At 60.4% G+C, this 25,954-nt stretch carries 22 protein-coding genes; 13 read left to right on the plus strand and 9 right to left on the minus strand.

Annotation, left to right across the window (positions count from 1 at the left end; genetic code table 11):
• Positions 1–40: 40 nt before the first annotated feature.
• A complete protein-coding gene (locus HCG46_RS27785; protein ID WP_156912416.1) occupies positions 41–931 on the minus strand; it encodes a LysR family transcriptional regulator in 891 nt (296 codons plus the stop codon).
• A 99-nt stretch (positions 932–1,030) separates the two neighbouring features.
• Here HCG46_RS27785 and HCG46_RS27790 point away from each other — a divergent pair, with 99 nt between their 5' ends.
• Both HCG46_RS27790 and HCG46_RS27795 read left to right on the plus strand, forming a co-directional pair.
• Positions 1,031–2,593, plus strand: coding sequence for a proton-conducting transporter membrane subunit (locus HCG46_RS27790; RefSeq protein ID WP_168688104.1), 1,563 nt, complete (start codon positions 1,031–1,033; stop codon positions 2,591–2,593).
• 15 nt (positions 2,594–2,608) lie between these two features.
• Positions 2,609–4,987, plus strand: coding sequence for a DUF2309 domain-containing protein (locus HCG46_RS27795; RefSeq protein ID WP_168688105.1), 2,379 nt, complete (start codon positions 2,609–2,611; stop codon positions 4,985–4,987).
• A 55-nt stretch (positions 4,988–5,042) separates the two neighbouring features.
• On the opposite strand, the gene HCG46_RS27800 is transcribed toward HCG46_RS27795, so the two are convergent.
• From HCG46_RS27800 to HCG46_RS27810, 3 genes are all read right to left on the minus strand, one after another.
• Positions 5,043–5,726 carry a YafY family protein gene (locus HCG46_RS27800; RefSeq protein ID WP_168688106.1) on the minus strand — a complete coding sequence of 228 codons (684 nt, stop codon included), beginning with the start codon at positions 5,724–5,726 and terminating at the stop codon, positions 5,043–5,045.
• A 65-nt stretch (positions 5,727–5,791) separates the two neighbouring features.
• Positions 5,792–6,187 (minus strand): RidA family protein, encoded by a 396-nt coding sequence (locus tag HCG46_RS27805; RefSeq protein WP_168688107.1) that lies wholly within the window; start codon positions 6,185–6,187, stop codon positions 5,792–5,794.
• A 216-nt stretch (positions 6,188–6,403) separates the two neighbouring features.
• Entirely contained in the window at positions 6,404–6,835 is a 432-nt protein-coding gene (locus tag HCG46_RS27810; protein ID WP_055661544.1) for a nuclear transport factor 2 family protein, read from the minus strand.
• Between the two features lie 171 nt (positions 6,836–7,006).
• Between HCG46_RS27810 and HCG46_RS27815 the strand changes: the two genes are divergently transcribed.
• The 11 genes from HCG46_RS27815 (at position 7,007) to HCG46_RS27865 (ending at position 17,612) form a co-directional block, all read left to right on the plus strand.
• Positions 7,007–7,516, plus strand: a complete 510-nt coding sequence (locus HCG46_RS27815; RefSeq protein ID WP_051990203.1) for a sigma-70 family RNA polymerase sigma factor — start codon at positions 7,007–7,009, stop codon at positions 7,514–7,516.
• Entirely contained in the window at positions 7,513–8,277 is a 765-nt protein-coding gene (locus HCG46_RS27820) for an anti-sigma factor (protein WP_168688109.1), read from the plus strand. The genes HCG46_RS27815 and HCG46_RS27820 overlap by 4 nt, the downstream gene beginning before the upstream one ends.
• 154 nt (positions 8,278–8,431) lie before the next feature.
• The gene (locus tag HCG46_RS27825; protein ID WP_168688110.1) at positions 8,432–9,229 is read left to right on the plus strand and encodes a substrate-binding domain-containing protein; all 798 of its coding nucleotides are present in this window, start codon (positions 8,432–8,434) and stop codon (positions 9,227–9,229) included.
• 187 nt (positions 9,230–9,416) lie between these two features.
• The gene (locus HCG46_RS27830; protein WP_152509413.1) at positions 9,417–10,514 is read left to right on the plus strand and encodes a LacI family DNA-binding transcriptional regulator; all 1,098 of its coding nucleotides are present in this window, start codon (positions 9,417–9,419) and stop codon (positions 10,512–10,514) included.
• Between the two features lie 399 nt (positions 10,515–10,913).
• The gene (locus tag HCG46_RS27835; RefSeq protein ID WP_062491318.1) at positions 10,914–11,966 is read left to right on the plus strand and encodes a sugar ABC transporter substrate-binding protein; all 1,053 of its coding nucleotides are present in this window, start codon (positions 10,914–10,916) and stop codon (positions 11,964–11,966) included.
• A 95-nt stretch (positions 11,967–12,061) separates the two neighbouring features.
• The gene (locus HCG46_RS27840; RefSeq protein WP_055661540.1) at positions 12,062–12,868 is read left to right on the plus strand and encodes an ATP-binding cassette domain-containing protein; all 807 of its coding nucleotides are present in this window, start codon (positions 12,062–12,064) and stop codon (positions 12,866–12,868) included.
• Positions 12,869–12,882: 14 nt separating this feature from the next.
• The gene (locus HCG46_RS27845; RefSeq protein WP_075283601.1) at positions 12,883–14,130 is read left to right on the plus strand and encodes an ABC transporter permease; all 1,248 of its coding nucleotides are present in this window, start codon (positions 12,883–12,885) and stop codon (positions 14,128–14,130) included.
• 27 nt (positions 14,131–14,157) lie between these two features.
• Entirely contained in the window at positions 14,158–14,886 is a 729-nt protein-coding gene (locus HCG46_RS27850) for an SDR family oxidoreductase (RefSeq protein WP_023000112.1), read from the plus strand.
• Positions 14,887–14,889: 3 nt separating this feature from the next.
• A complete protein-coding gene (locus HCG46_RS27855) occupies positions 14,890–16,506 on the plus strand; it encodes an FGGY-family carbohydrate kinase (RefSeq protein ID WP_168688111.1) in 1,617 nt (538 codons plus the stop codon).
• A 32-nt stretch (positions 16,507–16,538) separates the two neighbouring features.
• Entirely contained in the window at positions 16,539–17,192 is a 654-nt protein-coding gene (gene fsa, locus HCG46_RS27860) for a fructose-6-phosphate aldolase (RefSeq protein ID WP_168688112.1), read from the plus strand.
• Positions 17,193–17,318: 126 nt separating this feature from the next.
• Positions 17,319–17,612 (plus strand): hypothetical protein, encoded by a 294-nt coding sequence (locus tag HCG46_RS27865; RefSeq protein WP_168688089.1) that lies wholly within the window; start codon positions 17,319–17,321, stop codon positions 17,610–17,612.
• Between the two features lie 27 nt (positions 17,613–17,639).
• Here HCG46_RS27865 and HCG46_RS27870 read toward each other — a convergent pair whose 3' ends face one another.
• The 5 genes from HCG46_RS27870 to HCG46_RS27890 form a co-directional block, all read right to left on the minus strand.
• Entirely contained in the window at positions 17,640–18,323 is a 684-nt protein-coding gene (locus tag HCG46_RS27870; RefSeq protein ID WP_023000108.1) for a hypothetical protein, read from the minus strand.
• A gap of 318 nt (positions 18,324–18,641) precedes the next feature.
• Positions 18,642–20,153: a caspase family protein gene (locus tag HCG46_RS27875; protein ID WP_209009654.1), complete on the minus strand. Its 1,512-nt coding sequence runs from the start codon at positions 20,151–20,153 to the stop codon at positions 18,642–18,644.
• Positions 20,154–20,477: 324 nt separating this feature from the next.
• A complete protein-coding gene (locus tag HCG46_RS27880; protein WP_031269001.1) occupies positions 20,478–21,818 on the minus strand; it encodes an HlyD family type I secretion periplasmic adaptor subunit in 1,341 nt (446 codons plus the stop codon).
• Positions 21,819–21,860: 42 nt separating this feature from the next.
• Positions 21,861–23,822, minus strand: a complete 1,962-nt coding sequence (locus tag HCG46_RS27885; protein WP_168688114.1) for a type I secretion system permease/ATPase — start codon at positions 23,820–23,822, stop codon at positions 21,861–21,863.
• Between the two features lie 12 nt (positions 23,823–23,834).
• Entirely contained in the window at positions 23,835–25,799 is a 1,965-nt protein-coding gene (locus HCG46_RS27890; protein ID WP_168688115.1) for a hypothetical protein, read from the minus strand.
• Positions 25,800–25,954: the final 155 nt, after the last annotated feature.

Consider the following 25,954-nt stretch of genomic DNA (forward strand, 5'->3'; position numbering starts at 1 on the left):
GCACCACCCTTCGGACTGGGCAAAGGCTTGAAACCCTTGCTCAGTCCGTCTTGTTTTTGAAAGCCTGAAGCAAGTCGGCGACCAGCGGGTTCGGGAAGCGCCGGTGCAGCGTGACGGCGAAGAACTCCTCCTTGAGCCCTTCCAGCCTGCCCAGCTCGATCAGCCGTCCCGAAGCAAGCTCGTCTCTCACGACGATCGGCGGAATGACGGCAAGCCCCGCGTGCGCACGCGCAAGCAGACGGATCATCGCCATGTCGTCGGCTTCCGCGGCAACTTTGGTGACGACACCCAGTTGCTCGACCATCGCGTCGAAAGATGCCCTTAGGGCCGATTCCGGCGTCGGCAGGATCAGCGGCTGCGAAGACAGAAGCTCAGGCAAGGGGAGCCCCGCCAGATCGACTGCGGTTGCGGGTCCGATCAGGCTGACCGGCTGTTCGGAAAGTCCATGTACGAGATAGGGACTGGAGGCATCGCGGGCGGGCACAAGGTTTGTCAGGACCACATCGATCGCCAATGCTTCCAGGGCCCTCAGAAGGTCTGCCTGAGCTCCGGAGCGCAGCACCACTTCGACATCTGATCGTCCGATCAGGGGTTCCAGGAAGCCGATCTGGAAATTTCGCGAAAGCGTTGCAAGTGCCCCCACCCGCAAAGCCTTGCGCTCGGTGCCCGTGTTGCGCAGGGTCGCCGTCAGGTCCTCGGCGGTCCGAAAGATCGCTTCCGCGTGATCAAGAGCGATCCGTCCGGCCTCCGTCAGCACCAGCCCACGTCCGCGTCGTTCAAACAGATCGTGTCCAAGGGAGGCTTCCAGCGTCTTGATCTGCGAGGATAGTGCCGACTGCGACAGGTTCAGCACCCTGGCAGCCCCCGTCAGTGTTCCATCCCGTGCAACTGCCCGGAAAAGCCGCAGATGATGAAGGTTCAGCACGAGGATACTTCCAAATTATAGAACGATTTCGATTATAATATGTAATTTTTTGCAAGAAAACGAGACGGTATATCCACGGCGTCTTTCAGCGTTCGTGAGGTTCCCATGCCGTATCTGTTCCCCCTGCCCCTTCTTGCGCCGGTGCTGTTGCTGGCTTCAGCGGCCGTTTCAACAATGTGTCCGGGCCGCCGCCCAGGGCTCTATCCCAAGGCTTCGGAAGCAAGTGCATTTATCGCCCTTGTTCTTGCCCTTGCCGGTCTGGTGCAGCTTCTGGTCTTGGGAGCAACGGAAGTAACCTTGTTCGAAGGTCCGTTTACGCTTGTTGTGCGGCTCGACCCCATCAGCGTGACGATGACCCTGTTGGTCGCCTTCATCGGCTGGGTGGTGATGCGTTACTCCCGGACCTACCTCGACGGCGAAACGCGAGAAGGGGCCTTCCACGGCTTGATGCTCACGGCACTTGCGGCCGTACTGGTGGTCGTCCAGTCGGGCAGCCTGTTCCTGCTTGTCCTCGGCTTTGCCGGGATCGGCCTCTGCCTGCACAGGCTTTTGCTGTTTTACCCGCAGCGCGCCGCCGCCCAACGAGCCGCTACCAAATTCGCGCTTGTCTGGCATGCAGGTGACATCTCGCTGCTGCTGGCCGCCGGGCTGTTCATGGCAAGCGCCGGCACCGCACAGCTTGGACAGCTTTCTGAAACGGTCGGGCCTGATCTCTCCTTCGTCGAACATCTGGCTGTGGTGTTCCTGGTGCTGGCAGCCGTACTGAAAACGGCCGCCTTCCCCCTGCACGGCTGGCTGACGGAAGTCATGGAGGCGCCGACCCCGGTTTCCGCCCTGCTTCATGCAGGCATCATCAACGCCGGCGGGTTTCTTCTGATCAGGACGGCAGATCTGGTTCAGGCCAGTCCTGGCGCCATGGGCACGCTCGTGGCTCTTGGTGGCCTGACCGCTCTCTTCGGGGCAGTGGTCATGCTGACCCAAAGCGCGGTGAAGACAGCCCTTGCCTGGTCAACGATTTCCCAGATGGGTTTCATGCTGTTGCAGTGTGGTCTCGGTCTTTGGCCACTCGCGCTGCTCCATGTGGTCGCGCACTCCCTCTACAAGGCCCATGCCTTCCTGTCCTCGGGTGGAGCGGTTCTGGCCGTGGCCACGCTGCGGCGTCCCGGCCCGATCGCAATTCCCAGCGTTGCCAACGTGCTCCGGTCCTTCGCGATCGCCTTGTTTCTCTACGCGATAGTCTCCTTAGCCTTCTCGATGATCGCAGGCCCGAAAACCCCTCAGGCGCTTGCCATCGGAGCAATGCTCATCTTCGGTGTGGCCTATCTGGTGGCGCAAGGTCTTGCAGATGCGGCCCCCGCTGAACTGACGTATCGCACCTCGCTGGCCGCAGTCATCGTTGCCTTTGCCTATTTCGGCTTCCAGCAGGTTGCCAACCTTCTGTGGGGCGCAGCTCTGCCGCAGGCACCTGTCGCCGGCCCCCTCGAATGGGCACTGATCGTCCTGGCGGTGCTTTCCTTCGGCATCGTTGCCGTTGCGCAGACGCTTTTTCCGCTCTGGTCACACCACCCGTCGACCGCCGGCTTACGCGTTCACATCGCCAACGGCCTTTACCTCAACGCCCTCCTCGACCGCTTCATCGGCGGATACCGGGTTGCGAACTCCAAGTAAGACGAGGCATTTCAGATGTTTATCAAGCACACCCAATTCAGCTCGCTACGGGTTTCGGGCATCCTCGAGGCAGGCACGTCAGCCATACGGGCCATCCCGCCCGCCTTTCCGCTGGATGCAACCGTTGCCGTCAATCCCTTCCTCGGCCAGGTTGGAGAAGGCCTCGCGGAAGCATCCGCGCGCCTTGCCAGAACGAGCGGCATCAGCCTGACCCGGCCCAGAAGCAGCTACGGCGCCGAGATCGCCTGTGGCCGCATCTCGGATGAAGACCTGACGGCCGCCCTTGAGGCAAGCAACGCCGGCAACAAGCCGGCAGATGTCGCGCAGCTCAAGGCATTCGCCCAAATGGATGGACCGGCACCGGCAGCCGTACCAACCATTGCCGAACTCGCAGCTTCTGTATCCGGCATCGACTGGCCGTCGGTTATCGAAAAAACCGTTGGGCTGTGGGCCGCCGGTTACTTCGACCGCGGCCAGGCGCTTTGGTCTCCAGCCCCGGGCGAGGGCGCTTATGCTGCCTGGCGGTCCTGGGCGAGCCGTGACCTGACACCCGAAATTGCCGGACTGACGGGGTTCTGCTCCCATGTAACCACGTCTCCGGACACTTCCGAACAGGCAATACTGCGGGTAACCGACCGGCTGGGCATCAGCGTTCCGGCTGCCGAAACCCTGTTTCACCGGCTGCTGATGGACCTGGGTGGCTGGGCGCAACATGCACGCTGGCTGCTGTGGCGTGCAGAGCAGGACGGCACGACGGACGGCACGCTCGGCGACCTGCTGGCCGTCCGGTTGATCTGGGAAGAGGCGCTTTTCAACCGCTTCCCGGCTGTCGCCGACCAATGGCAAGCCACGCTTCAGCTTCATGCCGCACCTCTTGTTCCGGACCGGGACCAGGTTATCGATGCCATTTTGCAGGACGCGGCAGAGCGGGCATACCAGCGGTCTCTCGGCCAACAGCTGAAGGCGCCGACAAAGAACATCGGGGAGCGCCCTGCCCTTCAGGCGGCGTTCTGCATCGACGTGCGCTCGGAAGTCTTCCGGCGGGCGCTGGAAAACCAGAGCCCATCGATCGAAACATTCGGGTTTGCCGGTTTCTTCGGTCTTCCTGCTGCTCACAGAGACCACGGCTCCGATGTTGAAGAAAATCACCTGCCGGTCTTGCTGAAACCGTCCATGACCTCAACTTGCCACGGTTCTCCCGGTGAGGAAAAGACGGCACGCATCGGTGCGCGGGCCATACGGGCACTGGACAGGTTCCGCCAGGCCGCTGTCTCGTCCTTCGCCTATGTGGAAGCTGCCGGCCCTCTGTATGTGACCAAGCTGGTGAAGGATTCCCTCGGCCGCCCCACAAGAAAGGTCTCAACGAGTGCCGCCCCCAGGCTCGACCCGGCGCTTGATGCCGAGACGAAATCAGCGACCGCCGCTGCGATCCTGAAGGCCATGAGCCTCACGAACAATCATGCGCAGGTGGTTCTGCTTGTTGGCCACGGAGCCAATGTGAAAAACAATCCGCATGAAAGCGCTTATCATTGCGGCGCATGCGGTGGTCATTCAGGTGAGGTTTCAGCGCGGTTGCTTGCAAGCTTGCTGAACGATGCCGAAACCCGCTCCGGCCTTGCTGCTCACGGTATCGACCTTCCTGACGACACCCGGTTTGTCGCGGCGCTCCACGACACGACAACGGACGAGATCACCCTGTTCGACAAGGACCAATCCGGCCCGATGAATGAATTCGATCTTCTGCAAAAATGGTTGAAACGGGCGGGAGCCGAGGCACGGGCCGAGCGCGCCTTGCGCTTGCCGGGCACGAATGCTGCCTCCATTGCTGCCAGAGCATTCAACTGGGCCGAAATCAGGCCGGAGTGGGGACTTGCAGACTGCGCCGCGTTCATCGCTGCCCCCAGACATCTGACATCGAAGGCCAATCTGGAAGGCCGGGCCTTCCTTCACAGCTACGACTGGCAGACGGACGAGGACTTCAAGACGCTTGAACTTATCCTCACCGCCCCGGTGGTCGTGGCGAGCTGGATCAGCCTTCAATACTATGGCTCTTCAGTCGCGCCGGATGTCTTCGGTGGCGGCAACAAACTCATCCACAATGTGGTTGGCGGCATTGGCGTTGTGGAAGGCAACGGCGGGCGCCTGCGGCCCGGCCTACCTGCACAGGCACTGCATGATGGCGAGAAAGGGATGCATACCCCTCTCCGGTTGTCGGTTCTGATCGAAGCCCCCGAAGAGGCAATATCTGCCATTCTGGATGCGCACCCGGATGTCCGGAACCTTTTCGAAAATGGCTGGCTGCATCTGTTCACGCTTCGGAACGGACGTATGGCAGCACGCTACCAGCCGGACGGTTCCTGGGCAGAGGAAGAGATGACCAGCCTGGCAGCCTGAACCTGAAAGGGCAGGTCCAGTGGCCGGTGGTCGCTGGACCTGTAGGAGGCTCCGGCTATCCCTCTTCCTCGCAAGGCTCGGTTGCCAGGAAAGCACGCAGTCCTCTTGTCTCGTCGTCCTCGAAAACCGTGCTTGTGACACTCAGTTTTACGACACGGTCGAAACGGAAGGTTCGGAAGGCCTGCCGCATTTCGCACCACGCACTGAACATCCACCCGTCTGTCATGTTCCAGATGACAAGCGGTCGGACGCTGCGCTCCGTGGGTTTTCCATCGGCATCCTCGTAACAAATATCGACAACGAGCTGCATCCGGATGGCCTCGCGGATCAGACTGACGGTCGGTGGGGTGCTGTTCTTGATCTGCAGGCTGAAATACGGCGCGTCGGCCAGCTTGCGTTTATCGGGATCCGGCATGCCGGCCTGGATCATGGCACGCACTTCATGTGCCGCCGATGCCAGCGCCGGGTCGCCCGTGCGTTCCACAAAGGAAAGGCCGATCGCCAGCGCATCGACCTGATCATGGGTAAACGTCATGTTGGGCAGATCGAAGCCCGGACGCAGCAGATAACCGATACCGGCCTCCCCTTCGATGGGAAGGCCGGACGCCTGAAGGTGGGCGATGTCACGGTAAATCGTGCTGAGGCTGACTTCGAACCGTTCGGCAAGTTCTGCGCCCCGGATTACGTCGCGGGTCCGCATCTCGTTGATGATCCGAAACAGTCTTTCCGCGCGTCGCATTCCGTTTCCTCACGCTCCAGAAAACCGGATGCAGCCGCTTCGAGACTGCTTTCAGGTGTCGGGCCTCAGTCGGCAGCGATCGCTTCGATCTCGAACATGAGAGGAGGAAGCGCAAGCCGGCTCACGCCAAGTAGTGTCATTGGCGGCGCAGCGTCAAGACGGCCGAACCGCGCTCCCAGGACGTCGAAATTCTTCAGGGCCTCGTCCACATCCGTTGTGTAGACCTTGACCTGAATGACGTCGGCAAGGGTCATCCGCGCTTCGGCCAGTACGGCTTCCAGGTTGTTCAGTGAAAGCTCGATCTGACCGCGCATATCCGCGGCATGCTGAGGATTTCCCTCCCCGTCGACAGCGGTCTGTCCGGCGCAGATCAGCTGCCTGCCCATGCCTTCAACAATTTCGGCCTGATTGTAGCCGAGCCTGAGCGACCAGGGCCAGGGATTGACGGGTGTTCTGTTCATGGGGCGTCCTTTCGATCTTCCAAAACAAGAGAACGCCTATCAACCACAGGCCTCCTGTCACCGTGGTGAGAGGAGTGATCGCACCTGGGCCAGATTTTGCAGAACCTTGGCCTTGCCCTGCACAAAAAGACATCCTGCGTTCTTGCAAACGCAGGATGCTTGCGCGCCGGTTTCCCCTGCCATGCAGGCGGGAACAGCAGGCAGGGAAATGCCGGCTTACTTCGCGAGCTTGGGGTCGATCTGCCAGACTTCGCTTGCCAGCTTGCCGCTCCGATAGGTCAGGACGTAGCGGACCGGGATCGTGTTCTTGCCGGAAAAGCGAACATTGGCGGTCACCGTCACGCCAGCTGGATTTGCGTTTTCCTGAACATTCGAGACATCCACCTTCAGCTTGCCCTGCGCGCCTGTGAACTTGGTCCAGACCGTGCCTATGTCTGCAGCACCGGTATAGACACCATCCAGCGGGCCACCGACCCATTCCAGCACGGCCTTGTCGGAATAGGACGCCTTGAGGGCATCGACCTTGCCGGTTGCGATGTTGTTGAAATGGGTACGTGCCAGGTCTTCACCCGGCCCTGCCAGGGCTGCGGATGCAAACAGAACCGTACCTGCGAAGGCAGTAGCGGCAAATTGACTGATCGGCTTCATTTCAGATCTCCATTCGTTCACTGTTCCAGATGCGATCGGCCGCATCCGGTGCTGTCCACGCAGGTGGTGGTGTTTTCCTTCCCAAAGGAGCCGAAATATCTTTTTCACCGGCGACGGAATAATTCGCGCAGCACAGGCGTTGGTGTCAGTAGTGTCCACGAGGAAGAGCTCTTGCCCGACAAAACCCAAAACCTGCTCAGGGAGACGCCGGCGCTGCATCGATACGCGGTAACGCTGACCTGCGACCAGGCGGAAGCGGAAGACCTTGTGCAGGACTGCCTGGAACGGGCCTTGCGCAAATGGAGCCTTCGCCGGTCGTCTGTACCACTGCGGCCGTGGCTCTTCCGTATGATGCGCAATCTTCACGTCAGCCGCTGGCGGCGCTTGCGGCGCCATTCGAACCATATCGACCTGGACGATCTGGAAAACCAGCTTCAGGCGCCCGCCTCGCAGCAGGACAGCGCCGAGCTCAAACATCTACTGAACCGCATGCTGGCCTTGCCCGAAGACCAGCGCGAAGCACTGTTCCTGGTCGGCGTGGAAGGCTTTACCTATGCAGAAGCCGCCGCAATCCTGAACGTTGCCGAAGGAACCATCATGTCGCGCATCAGCCGCGCTCGTGCCAGACTGAGAGAAGACCCCCGCGCCTCCGAGCGTCCCCATCTAAGGAGCGTGACATGAATTCCCAGACGGTGCCTCCCATCCGGGAGGAAGACCTCGTTCGATACGTCGACGACGAGCTGCCTGCGGACCGCAGACGCGAGGTCGAAACCTATCTCAGGGACAATCCGGAAGCTGCCGCCCGGGTTGAGGCGGACCGCCGGATCTCGGCAAACCTGAAGTCAGCCTATTCCCGCGTCACTGCAGAACCTCCCGGCCTGACCGCGCCTTCAGGGGGCAGATGGCTGCCGCGCGCCGGCATGGCTGCCTCCATCGCTGCGGCCCTGCTGGTTGGCGTCTTTGCCGGCTGGTCCCTGAAACCGGATGCAAGCCTGCCAGCGTATCAGCCCTTCCTGACCGACGCCCTGACGGCTCACCGAACATTCACCGTTGAGGTTGCCCATCCGGTCGAGGTGGCAGCCAGCGACCAGCGGCATCTGGCAACCTGGCTCGGCAATCGGCTGAACCATCCGTTCCGCATTCCCGATCTGCGGGTTGCCGGACTGACGCTGATGGGCGGACGCCTGCTGCCCAGCGGGGCGGATCCGGCAGCACAGCTCATGTATGACGATGCGGACGGCAACCGGGTGACCGTCTATCTGCGCCGCGGGGTCGACGGTGAACCGAAATTCCAGTTCGCGGAATCCGGCACTGAACAGGCGTTCTTCTGGAGCGACACCGGGTTCACCTACGCGGTGACAGGCGACATGCCGCGCTCACAGCTTTTGAACCTTGCCCACCTGATCCAGACCCAGCTCGACCCGGCGCAACAATCGAACTGAAAGTCGCCAGATCATTCTGAAAGAGACCTCGCGCTTTCGTGACCCAGCTCTTGGGAAGACCAGGCAGCCGGCCAGCGTAGTCAGGTGCGGGGGCGGTGCAAGACCGCCTCCGGCGCGCATGCGTCACAAGCCAACAGAATTCAGGAATTCCGATATGAAAACCTCCCTTTGTGCTCTCGCGCTGCTGGTTTGCGCCGGCCCTGCACTCGCCCAGGAAAGCGCACTCGCCGATCCATCCATCAAACACCGCCCCGCCGACGGAGTTGTCAGGCTTTATGGTGCGGGCGGCCCGCACACGGCGTTCCAGAAAGTTGCAAAGGCCTTTGAAGAAAAAACCGGCAACAAGGTCGAAATCACGGCCGGCCCGGAAACCACCTGGTCCGCAAAAGCCCAGGCGGATGCCGATATCCTCTGGGGCACATCCGAACAATCGATGACGGCGTTTCTGGAAACCTATGGCAATTTTGACTCTTCCCAGGTTCAGCCGATCTACATCCGGCCTGCCATCATCGCCGTGCGCGCAGACAATCCGAAAAAGATCGAGGGCTTTGAAGACCTGCTCAAGGACGGGATCAAGATCGTCGTGACCGAGGGTGCCGGTGTCGCCAACACATCCGGCACAGGTGTCTGGGAAGACATCGCCGGAAGGACCGGAAATCTCGGTGACGTGTCGGCGTTCAGATCGAACATCGTCGCGTTTGAAAAAGGCTCCGGTGCCAGTTTCCGGGCCTTCAAGGACCTTGAGGCCGATGCCTGGATCACCTGGCCGAACTGGCCTATCAACAACCCGGACGTTCTGTCCCTTGTCGAACTGGACGAAAACCGCCGTATCTGGCGCGATGTCAACGTCGTGCTTTCCCCCGACGCCGACCCGCAAGCCAAGGCTTTTCTGGACTTCCTCCAGACCCCGGAAGCCGCGGTCCTGATGAAAACCGAGGGTTGGAAGCGCTAACACCGCGCTTTCGCCTTTTGCCAAGCCCCTCTGCGCGCCCATGCCTCCCAGGGCGCGCAGAGGGGGACGCAACGCCTTTCCGAAACGCGCTGAGCCTACCTTTCCCATTTTTCCGCTTGCCAACCTCAAACCGCACTGTTAAACGTTTAACTGTAAAACGTTTAACAGCGTTGGGAGGCGCTGGCAGATGTCCAGGAAAAAACCGTCCATCAAGGAAGTCGCCGCTCTTGCGGGCGTGTCGATCGCGACGGTATCGAACGTCTTTTCCGGGCGCAAACCGGTCAACGACGAGCTGAAGGAGAGCGTGCACAAGGCTGCGCGCGAACTCGGTTACCAGCTCGACCGGGCCGCTTCCCAGCTGCGCTCGGGCCGAACCCGTATCATCGCGGTAATTGTCCCCGACCTCACCGACACCTTTTTTGCCACCATCGTCTCCAGACTGGAAACCGCCGCATCAGCGGAAGGTTACGACGTGATCGTCGCCAGCTCCCATAACGACCGCGCGGTTGAATCCTCACGTCTGAAGGCGTTGCTCGCATGGCGGCCGGAAGGGCTGATTGCCGTGCCCTGCTCAAGCACCATGCCGCCGGAACTGAAGGAAGCAAAATCCACCTTGCCGATGGTTCTGGTCGACCGTGTTGCTGCAGAAGGGGCAATTGCCGATACGGTGACCATCGACAACCGCGAGGCAGGCGAGATTGCCGCAAGGCATCTGCTGGAGCGTGGCCACCAGAACATTGCAATCGGCGTTTCCGACCTGGATCACCCTCCGATCCTGGAAAGAACGGAAGGGGCTGCCGCCATCATCGAGGCGCAAACCGGCAAACGGCCGACCATTCTCAATCTGGGTTCCGATATCACCGCAGGCACCAGAACGCTCCTGGACTGGATGGAACGCAATCCCCTGCCGGAAGCAATCATCGCGCTTACCAACGTCACGACACTCAGCGTGTTGTCGGCCCTCGCCGAGCACCGGATCGACATCCCGAGCCGCGCGTCTGTCGTCGCGTTTGACGACTATGCCTGGATGTCCGCCCGCAACACCGGACTGACGGCCATCCGACAGCCTGTCGACAAGATCGCGGAAACCGCCTGGCGCCGGCTGCTGCAGCGGATCGAGGGTGACAGCAAGGCACCCGTTACACCGGCAGTGCTGAACGCGAGCCTGATCGTCCGTGCCTCGGTGCGCGATCTCGAAGCAGGCGAAGACATGCATTCGCAAACACACACCCCGGCACCGAGGGACAGCGCCTCGGCGGAAGGGCAGGAAAAGAAGATCCACTGATGCCATCCGCCACAACTGGGCACGACGGCAAACAGGCGGCAAAGACCGCACGGACACATGGGAGGAAGAGGAGGAAAATCGGACTTCAGGATCAACGGACACTTAAACGCTATCAGTCCCGTTGATCCGGACGAGAAACGCGCGGAGTGCGGTGAGCAACCCCGCGCGTCGGCAAGATCGTCCTGAAATACCCACTAACCGAAGCGGCAGGTAGATCCTCTCATCCGCCGGAACCCGTAAAGACGCCCCGTGCCGTTGCACCGGCTAAAGCGTCAGGGTTTCTGCGCGGACTCGATCATGCTCGGCCAAGATTAGCAGTGGTCTTTCAGGAAACCAACCGGTCTTGAGCGCACCCGAGGACGGGGCCGACGGACCGTTTTATTGATGGAGGAAACTGAAATGAACCCGATGAACAAGAAACTTGCCGGCGCGGCCATCGTTGCCGCCGCCCTGCTGCAGGGAACCGCTGTCCAGGCTGCATCCGGCACCGTCGCATTCCTGATGCCAGACCAGGCATCAACCCGCTACGAGGAACATGATTTCCCGGGCTTCAAGGCGGAAATGGAGAAGCTTTGCCCGGATTGCACCGTCATCTACCAGAACGCGGATGCAGACGTGGCGCGCCAGCAGCAGCAGTTCAACTCCGTTCTGACACAGGGCGCCAAGGTGATTGTGCTTGATCCGGTGGATTCCAGCGCGGCCGCCTCGCTCGTCGCCCTTGCCCAGAGCCAGGGCGTGAAAGTGATCGCCTACGATCGCCCGATCCCGGACAAGACCGCCGACTACTATGTCTCCTTCGACAATGAAGGCATCGGCAAGGCAATCGCCGAGTCCCTGGTGCGCCATCTGGAAGAACAGGGCATCTCACCGGAGGCAGGCGGCCTGTTGCAGATCAACGGCTCGCCCACCGATGCCGCTGCCGGCCTGATCAAGGACGGTATTCATGCAGGTATCGCCACCGGCAAGTACAAGACCCTGGCCGAATTCGACACGCCGGACTGGGCACCGCCCAAAGCCCAGGAATGGGCCAGCGGCCAGATCACCCGCTTCGGCGATCAGATCGTCGGCATCGTAGCGGCCAATGACGGCACCGGCGGCGGCGCCATTGCCGCCCTGAAGGCTGCCGGCGTCGACCCGCTTCCGCCTGTAACCGGCAACGATGCCACCATCGCGGCCCTGCAGCTGATCATCGCCGGCGACCAGTACAACACGATCTCCAAGCCTTCTGAAATCGTTGCCGCGGCGGCTGCCAAGGTTGCCGTGCAGTTCCTGAACGGGGAAACGCCGGAAGCCAAGACAACGCTCTACGAAACACCTTCCGAGCTGTTCGTTCCGGCCGTGGTCACGCGCGAGAACCTGAAGGAAGAGATCATCGATATGGGCATCCAGACGGCTGAGGAACTGTGCACGGGCCGCTATGCCGAAGGCTGCAAGGAACTCGGCATCCAATAACTCCTCCTCCCAAGCAGGCCGCCCGACCCCAAGGGTCGACACCCGGAAGGCCGGGCGGCCATCCAGAGGACCCAGAAAACCATGAGCCGGACAAGATGACCGCCACTTCTCCCCAATCCGCCACGGATCGGCAGCCGATCCTGAGCCTCAAGGGCATTTCGAAGAACTTCGGCGCGGTGTCGGCATTGACCGATATCGAGCTGGACGTCCATCCAGGTGAAGTCGTTGCCCTTGTCGGTGACAACGGCGCCGGAAAATCGACCCTCATCAAGGTGCTCTCCGGCGTCCACGCGCCGACTTCCGGCACCATTCACTTCGAAGGCAAGCCGGTGACGATGCACGGGCCGAGCGACGCCCTGCACCTTGGCATCGCAACCGTGTTCCAGGATCTCGCCCTGTGCGAGAACCTCGACGTCGTTGCCAACATCTTCCTGGGCCAGGAACGCAGTCCCTGGCATCTGGATGAAGTGGCCATGGAAGTCCGCTCCTGGGAGCTGCTCAACGAGCTGGCGGCCCGCATTCCAAGCGTGCGCGAACCGATCGCCTCGCTGTCCGGCGGCCAGCGCCAGACCGTCGCCATTGCCCGATCCCTGCTGCTCAACCCGAAGATCATCATGCTGGACGAGCCGACCGCCGCCCTTGGCGTTGCCCAGACGGCGGAAGTGCTCAACCTGGTGGAGCGGGTCCGCGACAAGGGCCTCGGCGTCATCATGATTTCCCACAACATGGAAGACGTGCGCGCGGTCGCAGACCGCATCGTGGTGCTGCGGCTTGGCCGCAACAACGGTGTGTTCTCGCCGCAATCGTCCAACGAGGAACTGGTCGGAGCCATTACCGGCGCAACCGACAATGCCGTCACCCGCCGCGCCAGCAAACGGGCGGCCGCAGGCGCCACGGCATAAACAAGGAAACCACCATGAACGGCTCCGCTCCCGAACCCCGGCTGCTCGACCGCAGCGATACGCGCGTCAAGCATGCCAGCAGCCTGACCGACGTCATCAGCGCCTTCATCGATCGTGTGAAGGCAGGCGACCTCGGCTCCCTGCCCGTCATAGTCGGCCTCATCGTCATCTGGACAGTCTTCACCATTCTCAATCCGCTGTTCGTTACGCCGAACAACCTTGTGAACCTCTTGTTCGACTGCTCGACAGTCGGCGTCATCGCGCTCGGTATCGTCTGCGTGCTGATGCTCGGCGAGATCGACCTCTCGGTCGGCTCCATGAGCGGCGTCGGCTCGGCCCTGATCGGCGTGCTCTGGGTCAACCAGGGGGTTCCCCTGCCACTGGCGATCCTGGCGGCGCTCAGCACCGGCGCGGTCATCGGCTCGGTCTATGCGCTGCTGCGCACTCAGCTTGGCATGCCCAGCTTCGTCTCGACCCTCGCCGGTCTGTTGGCGCTTCTCGGCCTGCAGCTCTACATGCTCGGCTCCACCGGCTCCATCAACCTGCCCTACGGCTCCTGGATGGTGAACTTCGGCCAGCTTCTGATGATGCCGGCCTGGGCCTCTCACGCAGTCGCACTGTTGCCTGGCGTCGCCATTCTCGTGATGGGAATTCGCAACCGGCGCCAGCGCCAGGCAGCCAATCTCTCCGTTGGCTCTGTTGGCGGGCTTGTGTTCAAGGCGCTGTTCACCACCATCGCCTTCGAAGCCGCCGTCTTCTATCTGAACCTCGGTCGCGGCGTGCCCTGGATGTTCGGCCTCTTCGCCCTGCTTGTCGTTGTCATGAACTATGTCTTCACACGCACCCAGTGGGGGCGGTCCGTGAAGGCCGTCGGCGGCAACGCGGAGGCTGCGCGCAGAGCCGGCATCAATGTCACCTTCACCTACCTCACGTCCTTTGCGCTGTGCTCGCTGCTGGCGGCCCTCGGCGGTGTTCTGTCTTCCGCACGGCTTGCCTCCGCCAGTCAGCAGGCAGGCACCGGTGACGTCAACCTCAACGCTATCGCAGCCGCCGTTATCGGTGGAACCAGCCTGTTCGGCGGACGCGGGTCGGCATGGTCGGCGCTGCTTGGCATCATCGTCATCCAGTCGATCTCCAACGGGCTGACGCTTTTGAACATGTCGTCCTCGCTCCGCTACATGATCACCGGCTGCGTGCTCGCCATTGCCGTCATCGTCGACAGTCTCGCCCGCCAGAGCCGCGTCTCTCACGGCCGCGCCTGACCGGATTTCAATTCAAGGATTTCGAACATGACCGATGAACTCAAAGGCAAGGTCGCGGCCATTACCGGTGCCGCGTCCGGGATCGGCCTGGAATGCGCCAGGAGCCTGCTTGCAGCCGGCTGCCGGGTGGTCCTGATCGACCGTGCCGAAGACAGACTGAATGCGATCTGCCAGGAGCTCGGGCCGGACGCCATTCCACTGGTGGTCGACCTGATGGACGGGCCCGCAGTTGATGGCATGCTGGACCGGATCGTGGAAAAGACCGGACACCTCGACATCTTCCACGCCAACGCGGGAGCCTATGTCGGTGGCAGCGTCGTCGACGGCGACCCGGACCAGTGGGACAAGGTGCTCAATCTCAACATCAATGCCGCGTTCCGCTCCATTCGCGCCGTGTTGCCGCATATGGTGGAACGCAAGACCGGTGACATCATCGTCACCAGTTCCATCGCCGGCCTTGTGCCGGTCGTCTGGGAGCCGATCTATACCGCCTCGAAATTTGCCGTGCAGGCCTTCGTTCACACGGTACGGCGCCAGGTCGCCGAACACGGGGTGCGCGTTGGAGCGGTCGCGCCGGGACCTGTGGTTACAGCCCTTCTCGATGACTGGCCCAAGGCAAAGATGGACGAAGCCCTTGCCAACGGCAGCCTGATGCAGCCTCGGGAAGTCGCTGATGCCGTCCTGTTCATGCTTAGCCGCCCGCGCGGCGTCACCATCAGGGACCTTGTCATTCTGCCGCAAAGTGTGGACCTTTGAGGCATGAGCAAATTTCTGATTGGTATTGATGTCGGCACAGGCAGTGCCAGGGCTGGTCTGTTCGACCAGTCCGGCAATCTGGTTGCATCGGCAAAACGTGACATCGCCCTCTTCAACCGGGGCCCAAACCTTTACGAACAGTCATCCAACGACATCTGGCAAACCGTGGCCGCCACCGTACGCGAAGCGGTTGGCACGGCCGGGATCGATCCGGGCGATGTGGCCGGGATCGGCATGGACGCCACCTGTTCGCTGGTGGTCATCGGCCCGCAAGGCAGCCCGCTGCCGGTAGGCGATACGGACCATCCGGAGCGCAACATAATCGTCTGGATGGATCACCGCGCCCTTGACCAGGCCGAACGCATCAACGCCGGTGGCCACGACGTGCTGCGCTATGTCGGCAGCCAGATTTCACCGGAAATGGAAACTCCGAAGCTGCTCTGGCTGAAAGAGAACCGGCCAGAGATCTTCGGCAAAGCCGAGCATTTTTTCGACCTGACCGATTTCCTGACATGGCGGGCAACCGGCAGCCTTGCCCGGTCCATCTGCACGGTTACCTGCAAATGGACCTACCTTGGTCATGAACGCCGCTGGGACGCCGATTATTTCCAGTCCATCGGTCTTGCCGAACTCTGCGCGAATGATTTTGACCGCATCGGCACCACCATTGTCGATGCGGGAACGGCTCTGGGCAACGGACTGACGGCAGAAGCGGCGGCAGACCTGGGTCTGCGTGAAGGGACACCCGTTGCTGCCGGGCTGATCGATGCACATGCGGGCGGTGTCGGCACGGTCGGGTGGCAGGACCAGACAGAGGCGGGATCGGCGACAAGCCGGATGGCCTATGTCTTCGGCACCTCTGCCTGCACCATGACCTCGACAACAGAACCGGCCTTCGTGCCAGGCGTCTGGGGACCTTATTTCTCCGCGATGGTTCCAGGCCTCTGGCTGAACGAGGCGGGCCAGTCGGCGGCAGGTGCCGCCATCGACCATCTGGTCCGTTTCCACCCGGCCTCCACTGAGGCCCTCAAGCAGGCAAGGGAAGCAGGTCTCGGCCTCAACCAGTGGCTTGCTGCGGAAGCCGAGCGGCTTGCACCGGAGGGGACAGACATATCAAGGCTGGCAGACGGTCTGCATGTGGTCCCTGAATTTCTCGGCAACCGTGCACCGTTTGCCGATCCGGAAGCCAAGGCCGTCATTGCAGGCCTCGATATGGACACATCCATTACCGCTCTCGTCAGGCTCTATGTCGCGGGCATCTGCGGTCTCGGATACGGCCTCAGACAGATTGTCGAGGCACAGTCCGCAAAGGGCATCCGGACGGACACCATCGTCGTCAGTGGCGGTGCAGGCCAGAGCCCTTTGGTGCGCCAGCTTCTGGCGGATGCCACGGGCCTCGTGATCGCCGCTCCCAAAACCGCGGAACCGGTCCTTCTCGGCTCGGCCATGCTCGGCGCTGTCGCTGGTGGCCTGCAAAAGGACATTCCGGCCGCCATGGCCGCCATGTCGGCAGCCGGCGAAACCTATGCACCCGGCGGCGCCGAGGCCACATCCTACCACAACAAGCGGTACGAGGCTTTCGAGCTGCTGCAGCAGGCCGCCCGCAAGATCCGCGGATAACGCTGCCCGCCATTCCAAACGGAAAGAGAGACATGAAGTTTTTTGTCGACACGGCGGATGTCAGCGACATCCGCGACCTCACAGAACTCGGCCTTATCGATGGTGTTACCACCAACCCGTCCCTGATCCTCAAGTCCGGCCGGGACATCACCGAAGTGACCCGCGAGATCTGCTCCATTGTCGAAGGTCCGGTTTCCGCCGAAGTCACGGCGACCGAGTTCGAGGCAATGGTGCGGGAAGGCAAGACGCTTGCAAGGATCGCCCCCAACATCTGCATCAAGCTACCGCTGACGTTGGATGGTCTAAGAGCCTGCCGTGCACTGACTGCCGAAGGGTTCAAGACCAACGTCACCTTGTGCTTTTCCGCCAATCAGGCGTTGCTGGCGGCCAAGGCCGGAGCAACCTTCATTTCCCCGTTCATTGGCCGACTGGACGATATGGTCATGGACGGAATGGATCTGATCCGCGAGATCCGGCAGATCTACGACAATTACGGCTTTGAGACCGAAATTCTTGCCGCCTCCATCCGAACGGTCAATCACGTCAAGGAAGCCGCGTTGATCGGCGCCGATGTGGCAACCGTGCCGCCGGCAACGATCAAGGCGCTGGTCAAGCACCCGTTGACCGACAAGGGACTGGAGCAGTTCCTTGCGGATTGGGCAAAGACCGGCCAGACCATCACCTGATCGACTGAAGAGTACGTACAAGCAACTTGCCGGTTCCACCCATTGGCGGAGCCGGTCAATCCACTCGAATTGAACCCGATGACGGTTCGGGCGTTTCCAATGGAGAGACATCCATTGGAGGATAGTATGCGCCCGCACGAAAATGTCCGGACGATTGCAGCCCTTGCCACCGCACTGACCCTTGTGTGCGGCACCGCTCTTGCAGACAACAAGAGCGACGACTGCAAGGTTGAGCCCGGCGCAAAGTCGCAAGACAGGGTTCCCACCGAGACTGAAGAAACTGCCAGCCTCTCTGACTGCGATGGTGTTTTGAAGCCAGCCCCGGTCGGAGACCGCGAGCTTGTCGAACCTGCCCCCGATGTCGGTGAAACGCCGGTCATCACTCCGGAGGAGATCCCGGATCAGCAGCCGGCGGACTGAGGCGACCGCCAGCCAGGTCGATGATACTTAAGACCGCAGCAAACGCTTGGTGGACCCGACAGCGGTTGCGATCTGGGAATAATGCGTCTTGCGCTTTTCCGAGTTTCCAGCAGAACGCAGCAGCTTGGTGACGCTCTCGTCGATGGCTTCCGATGCTTCACGGCGAGCCTGCTCGAGATTGGCCGTGGAAACGGCCCGGTAGGTACGCTGACCCACGGCCGCGCGCGGAGCGCTCCGGTCCTGGTATTTCGAAACAATGCCATCGAGCTTGCGGGAAAGGCTCCGCAATTCCCGCGCCGCGTCGCGATAGTTTGGCCGGTTTTCAATTGTCGAGGCGGCGCGCCCCAGAACATTCCTCAAACAGTCGAAGCGGTATTCGGGCCGGATGGAATTGCGACACTCGTTGCTGCCGTTCTGGATTATCCAGATGACACCGCGGGTGACCCTTTCGTCGAGATCATAGGATGCGCTCAGCTTCGGGTCGCGTTCCTGCCTATCGACATCATAGGAAGGGCCAGACGGCTCGCTACTCATGGAAGAGCTGTACTGGGCAAGCAGAAGCTCCTCCAGAACCGAACCCAATGGATCTGCCGGCGCAAGCGACTGGCCACCCGGCACGGCGACCGCATAAGCAGGCACACTGGCAGCCGTCACGACTTGTCCGGCGAGCACGGCAACGGCCACACCTGCGCAAAACCTGTTTCCAAACATGACTTCCTCCAATCAACTATTCAAACACATCGAACAAATCACCAGAGACAACTGATCGAACCGGGCAGCAATCACGATTGGCGCGACACCTGCTATCGGAAAAGCAGCAAAAATCTGCAATAAGACTTAGAAAAACGTCTGCACTGTCTACATTGAAATCAGGGATTGATATTTCCCGAAATGTTTCTTTTGATTGTTCTTTTTCAATTTTAACCCCTTGGAATAAAAGAACAAGTCAAAAATTACCTTGCGTCATGCAACGCGCAACAAAGGCTTTGGAAGGCGGAAATCGATCTCAGCCGGAAAACGCTTTGGCCCCTATTCGGAAAGCCCGTAAGCTTTGCGCAGACCTCTCTGGGTCTGCGGGCCGAACTGGCCGTCGATGGTCCCGGTATAGAAAGAGCGTTCTGAAAGTTTCCGTTGAAGGGAGCGCCGTGTCGTGGCCTTGAACATCTTCGGGTTTTCCGAGAGCTGGCTCAAAACTTCTTCGTTGCCGGATCTCAAGGCGCGATAAAGATATTCTGCCGCATCGTCCGGTTCCTTGCCATCGACCACACCGTCATCGATCAGGGCTGCGTAATTGAACATTGCTTCCGGGTGCCGCTGATCGGCAGCCTTTCCGAACAGCTCGATTGCCTTTTTCGGATCACGCGCGATCCCCAGGCCACCCTGATAATAAAGGAACCCGAGATCGTTGATGGCATCCGCAAAGCCCTCGTCTGCGGACTTGCGAAACAGTTCCAATGCCTTTTCGACATCCTGTTCGACGCCAATGCCGCGCTCATACATGCGGGCAAGCTCGAACATGGCTTCAGGATCACCCGCTTCCGATGCGGTTTCCAGAAATGCTGCCGCACGGGAGGGATCGTAGCGGTCCTCGCTCGGGTTGAGGCGCATGTAGGCAAGGCCTTTCAGCGCCCTGCTGTCGCCCTCCCTTGCTGCCACCTGCAACTGCTCTTCCTGGCTGATTTCAAGGCGCCCCCAGGCGTTAAGACGGTCTGCCGCCGCAAGCACGTTGACCTCCTGGCTGCCGCCCGCAAGGAAGTAGGGTTTGCCGGACAGTGAACCGTAGGTGTGCGGCTCCTGCGCGTTGGCGGTGGCTTTCAGCACGGAATCGCGCACCTGCCGGAAGGCAAGGCCTATTTCCAGATCCCTGATCTTCAAGGTCTGGGCCAGTGCCGATGCAAACGGACTGTTTTCACCCGCCCCATCCAGTGCAACGGCTCCTGCTTCGGCGGCGTAGGCCACCAGCGTGCCGCGTTCGGGAGAAGGTGCTGCCAGCCCGCGGCGGTAAGCCCCCTGATTTACGGTGAGCGTTTCCTGCCCGCCCACATCGGCAAACGGGTCGTTCCGGCAGGAATCCAGGATCACGATCCTGAGCTGCCGCGCCTTGTCGACCGCTTCCAGAATGTCATCGAGAGAAATCGAGGTATCGGCAACCTGCTGCCGGCTGCCGGCCTTGGCGTCGGAGGGAACCAGGAAATTGCGTCCGCCGACTTCGATCCCGTGTCCGGCAAAATAGACGAGAGCCACATCCGCCGTCTCCGCCTCGAAGGCGAAACGGTCCAGCAGTTCCCTGAACTCCGCAAGCCCGATGTTGAAATGCTCGGACACTTCGAAATTCAGTTCGTTCAAGGTATCCGAAATCAGCTTGCCGTCATTGGTGGTGTTGCTCAGATCGGGAGCGTTCTCATAGCCCGCAATGCCGACCACAAGCGCCATGCGCCGTTCCGCGAACGGGTCCGTCGCCGCGTGAGCTGACAGGCCCGTCAGCACCAGAAACACCACAACAGACCAGACAGCCAATCCGTTGATTTTAAAAGTCTTCAACAGCAGTTCGACCCGGTTTCGCATTTGGCGCAATCACATGAAAACCCTGTTTCCGGCTTGGTACAAGTCCTGGAAACACCGCTTTCATAATTGGCGGATTACCTTGCGAAAACAAGCCCTCTTTTCGCAGCGTCACCTGACTGCAGCTGTCCCACTTCAACCAGTACAATCCCAAAAAAGCGGCCGGTCCGCGACTAACGAACCGGCCAAGGCGGACATTGCCTGAAGACCACATCAGACAATCCGGGTTGATCAGCCACCTTGCGCAGTCCCGCAAATCTTGCGCTGAAAAGCGGCTGTCGACCGTAAAATGCTTCCAGTTGCCTACTCCTCCCGGAAGGCACGTGACATGCTGTCGACGATCGGCTTGGTCAGATACTGCATGAAGGTTCGCTCGGCCGTCTGGATCATGATTTCCGCGGGCATGCCCGGGGTCGGAACGAAGTTAAGCACCCTTGTCAGTTCGCCCGGCGAGATATCGATGCGAGTGACGTAAACTTCACGCATGATGCCCGTACTGTTGTCGGTGATTGCATCTGCAGACACATATTGCACTTCGCCTTCCAGCACCGGAGTGGTGCGTTGATTGAGGGCGGACAGGCGAACAGTGGCCTGCTGGCCGATATGAACGCTGTCGATATCGGTTCGCGAAATCAGTGCCTCGATGATCAGCGGTGCGTCGGACGGCAGAATCTCGACAATCGTCTTGCCGCTTTCGATAACCCCACCGGCTGTGTGGTAGTGCATGCGTACGATGGTGCCCGAAACCGGTGCCTGAATGACGGCACGTTCAAGAACGTTGCGCGCCTTGCGGGACTGCTCTCTTGCCGCATCCAGCTCGGCCTCGATCGATTGCAGGTCATCAAGCACCTTCTCGTTATAGGCAGCCCGTGTCTGCTTGACCTGTTCCTGGTGTTGCAGGACCTGGGCATTGGCCTCCTGCATGGACGATGCCAGTCTCCCGATCTGCCCTTCCGCTTCTGCGATCGCTCTTTCCAGTGCATTCAGGGTCGGCTTCAGTAGAAGGCCTTTTTCGAAGAGAAGTTTCTTGCCCGTGTGTTCTTCCTGCAGGATCGCAAGCTGCCTGATCATGGCATCATGCTGTTCACGGTAGCCGTCGCGGCGGTGCTGAAGGGATTCGATCGTGCTCTCCAGAATCCTGATATCGCTCGTCAGCTTGGCCTGGGATCCGATGAAACTCAGCTTCTGGCCGGCGATGATGGTGGCAATTTCCTCATCGTCCTTCAGGTCCAGCAATGTTTGCGGGAATTCCACCTCCTTCAGCCAGAGATATTCGGCGCGCAGACGGGCGTTGATCGCTTCTAGCCGCGCCAGCTTGAGTCCCAGCTGTCGCTCGTTTGCGGATGCGACGGTTTCGTCGAGACGAACAATCGGATCGCCTTTTTGAACGCGCTCGCCTTCCTGCACCAGGATCTCCTTCACGATCCCGCCTTCGTAGTGCTGAATCTGCTTGTTCTGTCCGGTTGCGACAAAGGTTCCGCTTGAAATCACGGCGGCTGCCAACGGCGCGGTAAAGGACCAGGCGGCAAAGCCTCCTATGAAGAAGACCAGCATGAAAACGCCGATCAGCGTGTGCCAGAAAATCGATCTCGGCACTGCCGAATACCAGTCCATCGGTTCGTGATGTGTCAGAGCGTTGCTCATCTTTTCCCCCTGGCTTGAGCCGTCCCTGGCGGCTGCCAACGCTTATCCTTGTTGCTGAACCGCTCTTTGTTTCTTCCGGTCGGCAAGGAGTTCCAGCACCTCGTTGCGGAAACCGAACATGCTGATGGAGCCGTCGGCCAGAACGAGGATCCGGTCGACACATTTCAGCAGGGACGGCTTTTGCGTGATCGCGACGACGGTGATGCCTTCGGCCTTGGCATGTGCCATTGCCCGTGCAAGCGCTTCGTCGCCATTGGTGTCCAGGTTTGAGTTGGGTTCGTCCAGAACGACGAAACGTGGATTGCCGAAGAACGCCCTGGCAAGCGCGATACGCTGCTTCTGACCGCCTGACAGCGGTGCACCGTCGGCCGCAACGACCGTTTCGTAGCCGTGGGCCAATTCGGAAATCATGGCGTGCACGTCGGCCAGACAGGCAGCTTCGTAGATCTGCTCGTCCGAAGCATCTTCGCGCATGCGGCCGATGTTCTGCTTGATCGTGCCCGGGAAGAGCTGAACGTCCTGCGGCAGATAACCGATGTTCTCACCCAGCTGCCGCTGGTTCCAGTTGCGCAGGTCCATCAGGTCCAGACGCACCGCGCCCGATGTCGGCAGGATGGATCCCACCAGCATCTTGCCGAGTGTGGTTTTTCCGGCTCCCGAGTTGCCGATGATCGCAAGAGAGTCCCCGGCTTTCAGCGAGAAGGTGATGCTGTTGAGCACGACCCGCTTGGTCCCCTGCGGCACGTAAAGCAGGCGTTCGACATCAAGCCGACCTTGCGGCTTGGGCAGAACGAGACGTTCGGAGTTGAGCGGCGAGGATTTCAGCAGTGTCGAGATCCGGCCATAGGAATTGCGCGACAGCAGATACTGGTTCCAGCCTTCGATCGCACCCTCGATGGGCGACAGAGCCCGGCCGCCGATAATGGAGGCGGCAATCACCATGCCCCCGGTCAGTTCACCCTGGATGGCAAGGAAGGATCCCCACCCGAGCATCGCCACCTGCGTCAGAAGCCGGACAGCCTTGGTGATGGAGGCCGAGACAATGTTTCTGTCCTGCGCACTGACCTGCGCGCGCAGCGAAGCAGCCGTATCGCGCCCCCACAGGTGAACCGCTTCCGGGATCATGGCCAGGGCGTTGATGATCTGCGAATTCCTGGACATGGCATCCAGATGCAGGTTCGCCTTGCTCTGGTTCTGGTTGGCATCGCTGAAATGCCGGGACGTGATCTTCTGGTTGATCACCGCGATCACGAGCAGGATCACACAGGTGCCGCCGACGATCATCCCGAGGTGCGGATGAATGAGGTAGATCGCGACCAGGAAAAGCGGCGCGAAGGGACCGTCCAGAAATGCCATCATGGTGCCGGACACCAGAAAACCCCGCAATTGCTGCAGGTCGTTCAGGATCTGGTACTCCTTGCCGTTGCTGTTGAGCGAAGCTCGTGCGGCGGCTGCGAGGATGGGTGAACCCAGTTGCGATGCGAGTTCGACCGCCGTGCGCATAAGAATGAAGCGGCGGATGGCATCGAAGGCTGCCTGCAGCAGGACCGCCCCGACGATCACGCCTGTCAGCATCACCAGCGTGTCCAGCGAGCGGCTGGTCAGGACCCGGTCCGAGATCTGGAACAGATAGACCGGAATTGACAGCACAAGCACATTGATGACGCAGGAAAACATCAGCACGATGAGAAGATTGCGCCGAACGGCGGCGACGCCGTTTTCGAGTGCCTTGGAAAGATCGGGCGGTGTCGTCCGTCGGTGGAACTCGGGCTTTTCAGCCTTGGCTTTGCCAGTGCCAGTGCCTGTGCCTGTCCGGGCGGACTTGCCGCCGTCCGCCGGTTTCGCTCTTGCGTCTCCCGACTTCAGGGTTGGTCCGCCCGCAGCGGCTGCTGCCTCTGCGCCGACAAGTCGTGCATCACCCTTTTTCGCATCGGGGCCCAGCACCTGCGGCTCACCCGCCCGGTTCGTCCGCTGCCCATCGGCAACATCATATGAAATGGTCATGAGCTGCCTCCCCTAAGCGACCATTGTCGCCATCGGATCGACACAGACCTCGTCCGGCACCTGGTTCAGGTTGACGGATTCAAGATCGTTGTCACCATTGGTCAGCATGCCGTCGGCCAGGAAGACAACGGCCTCCGACGCAAGACCCGCCCCGCCGTGATCAGGTTGCTCGACATCTGCGGTCAGGATCTCCGCCTGGTAAAGCAAAGCTTCCGAATAGGTGTCGCCACCGACGCGAACAACATTGTCCACGCTGGCTTCCTGGATCACCGCGGCATTGTAGAGAAGGTTTGAATCGCCGTTGATGCTGGTGCCTTCGCTTGAGACATCGACCCCAAGCGTGGCGATGCTGTCGCTGTCGCCCAGGATATTGACCTGTTCGAGGTAATTGATGTCGTAGACATCACCGGAGATATAAAGAACGTTCAGCTGGTTGAAAGGCGAAGCTTCCCCGCTGAAGAGCCCGGACAGGAAGTCATCGCCAAGATCCTCCTCACCTGCCGTTGCGAGCCGGTTCGCGCTTGCCGGATCCAGGTCGACGACGGAACTGTTGTAGTTGGAAACGATATAGGCCTCGTTCCAGAGCAGATTGTCGATCTGCCCGTCAGGCATCGGCATGGAAGCGTCTTGTGTACCTTCGGCAATGACCTGATCGAAATTGACCATGACGTTGGTCTGGCTGATCACATTGGCCGAGTAATAGTCGCCTCCGATCAGGATCAGATCGAAGAAGGTGCTCAGTTCCGTAAGGTTGAGAGCATTTGTCAGAATATTGCCACCGGACATGATCGTCGTGCCCGAGCCGTCTTCCTGGTAGACGATGGTATCGTTGTCGACCAGGTAGTTCTTCTGGGTCAGCCAGTTCACGAAGGTCATGTCGCCGTCGTGGAAGGTGATATCCCAGAGTGAATGATTGCCGACCGGAGCAACATCCATGGGCAGATCCGAACCGGTGTTCATGATCGATGCGATGTTGTAGCTGCCGGTACTCGGATCCGTCGCCCACTCGCCAAGACCCGCCAGATGCGGCGCTGCCAGAACATTTGTCTGGCTGATAATGTCGAGATCGTAATAATCGCCGGCCACAGCTATGGTCGCGGCCTTGCCCCAGACGTCCACCAGAATGGCCTGATTGATCAGTGTGTTGTTGCCGGCACTGATTTGCAGCGAAGCGGAAGTTCCGGCGGTGTCCACCAGCGAAGCGAACTCGCCCGAGACACTTTGCGGTCCCTCGAGTACCACGTCATCGGAGTTCGCTTCGGCGTCATCGTCCGGAGCACGGCCCCTCAAATGCTTGATGACTTCGTCAAGACGGGCGGCTTCCTCGACAACGATACCGTTCTGATAGAGCTGCCCGGTGTCATCTCCGGTTGCCAGAACCTGTTGCCCGACACCGGGAGCGCCGGTTTGCATGGTTTGGGCTGTTTCCGTCCAGGCGGCGACGGTCGCGCTCAGATTGCCAGCCGGATTGTCTGCTTCCGTAAAGCTGAACCAGCCGGTGATCCCGGCAGCCTCCAGCGCATCGAGGAAGGAGAGGAGCGATGGTGCTTCGTAATCGAAATGATAGTGGAGACCCGTGTTGGACAGATAGTCGTTGTCCTCCAGCACGTTTTCGGACCGGGACACAACGGCGAAGCTGTTGGGCAGCACTTCGTGCTGGAACGTTATGAAGCGGACACCGCCTGTCAGCGCGATGGTGTAGGGATTGAAAGTCCCCTCAACCGGCGGCGGCATCAGATGTGCCCGCATGCCAATGCCATCCCACTCATAAAAGTTCAGGGCGGCGGGAACGTCGTCGTAGTAGCTGTAACCATCGAATTCGTAATGGATATTCGGATTGAGGTCGAGCAGCTGATAGTCCGGCCAGACTGTCGGCAGCGCCTCCATCGTCTCACCTTGCTCTGCCTGTTCGGCAGCAAGCTGTGCCGCGCGGAATTCAAGATACTCAAGGCGGGCGCGAGCCTCCTCGAGTGACATGGAAAAGCTTCCTACAAAATGCGAAATCGCTTCACGCGTAAGGTCATCATAAAAAAACATGTCAGCCCCCTAATCTGAATGAAGGGTCGTTTTCGCGGTCAAACTCGCGCGAATCCAATAACGAGAGGCCGCGTTCAGCAGGCGCGGAGCAAGTG

This window comes from Labrenzia sp. PO1 (genome assembly GCF_012273635.1).
Taxonomy (GTDB): Bacteria; Pseudomonadota; Alphaproteobacteria; order Rhizobiales; family Stappiaceae; genus Roseibium; species Roseibium algicola.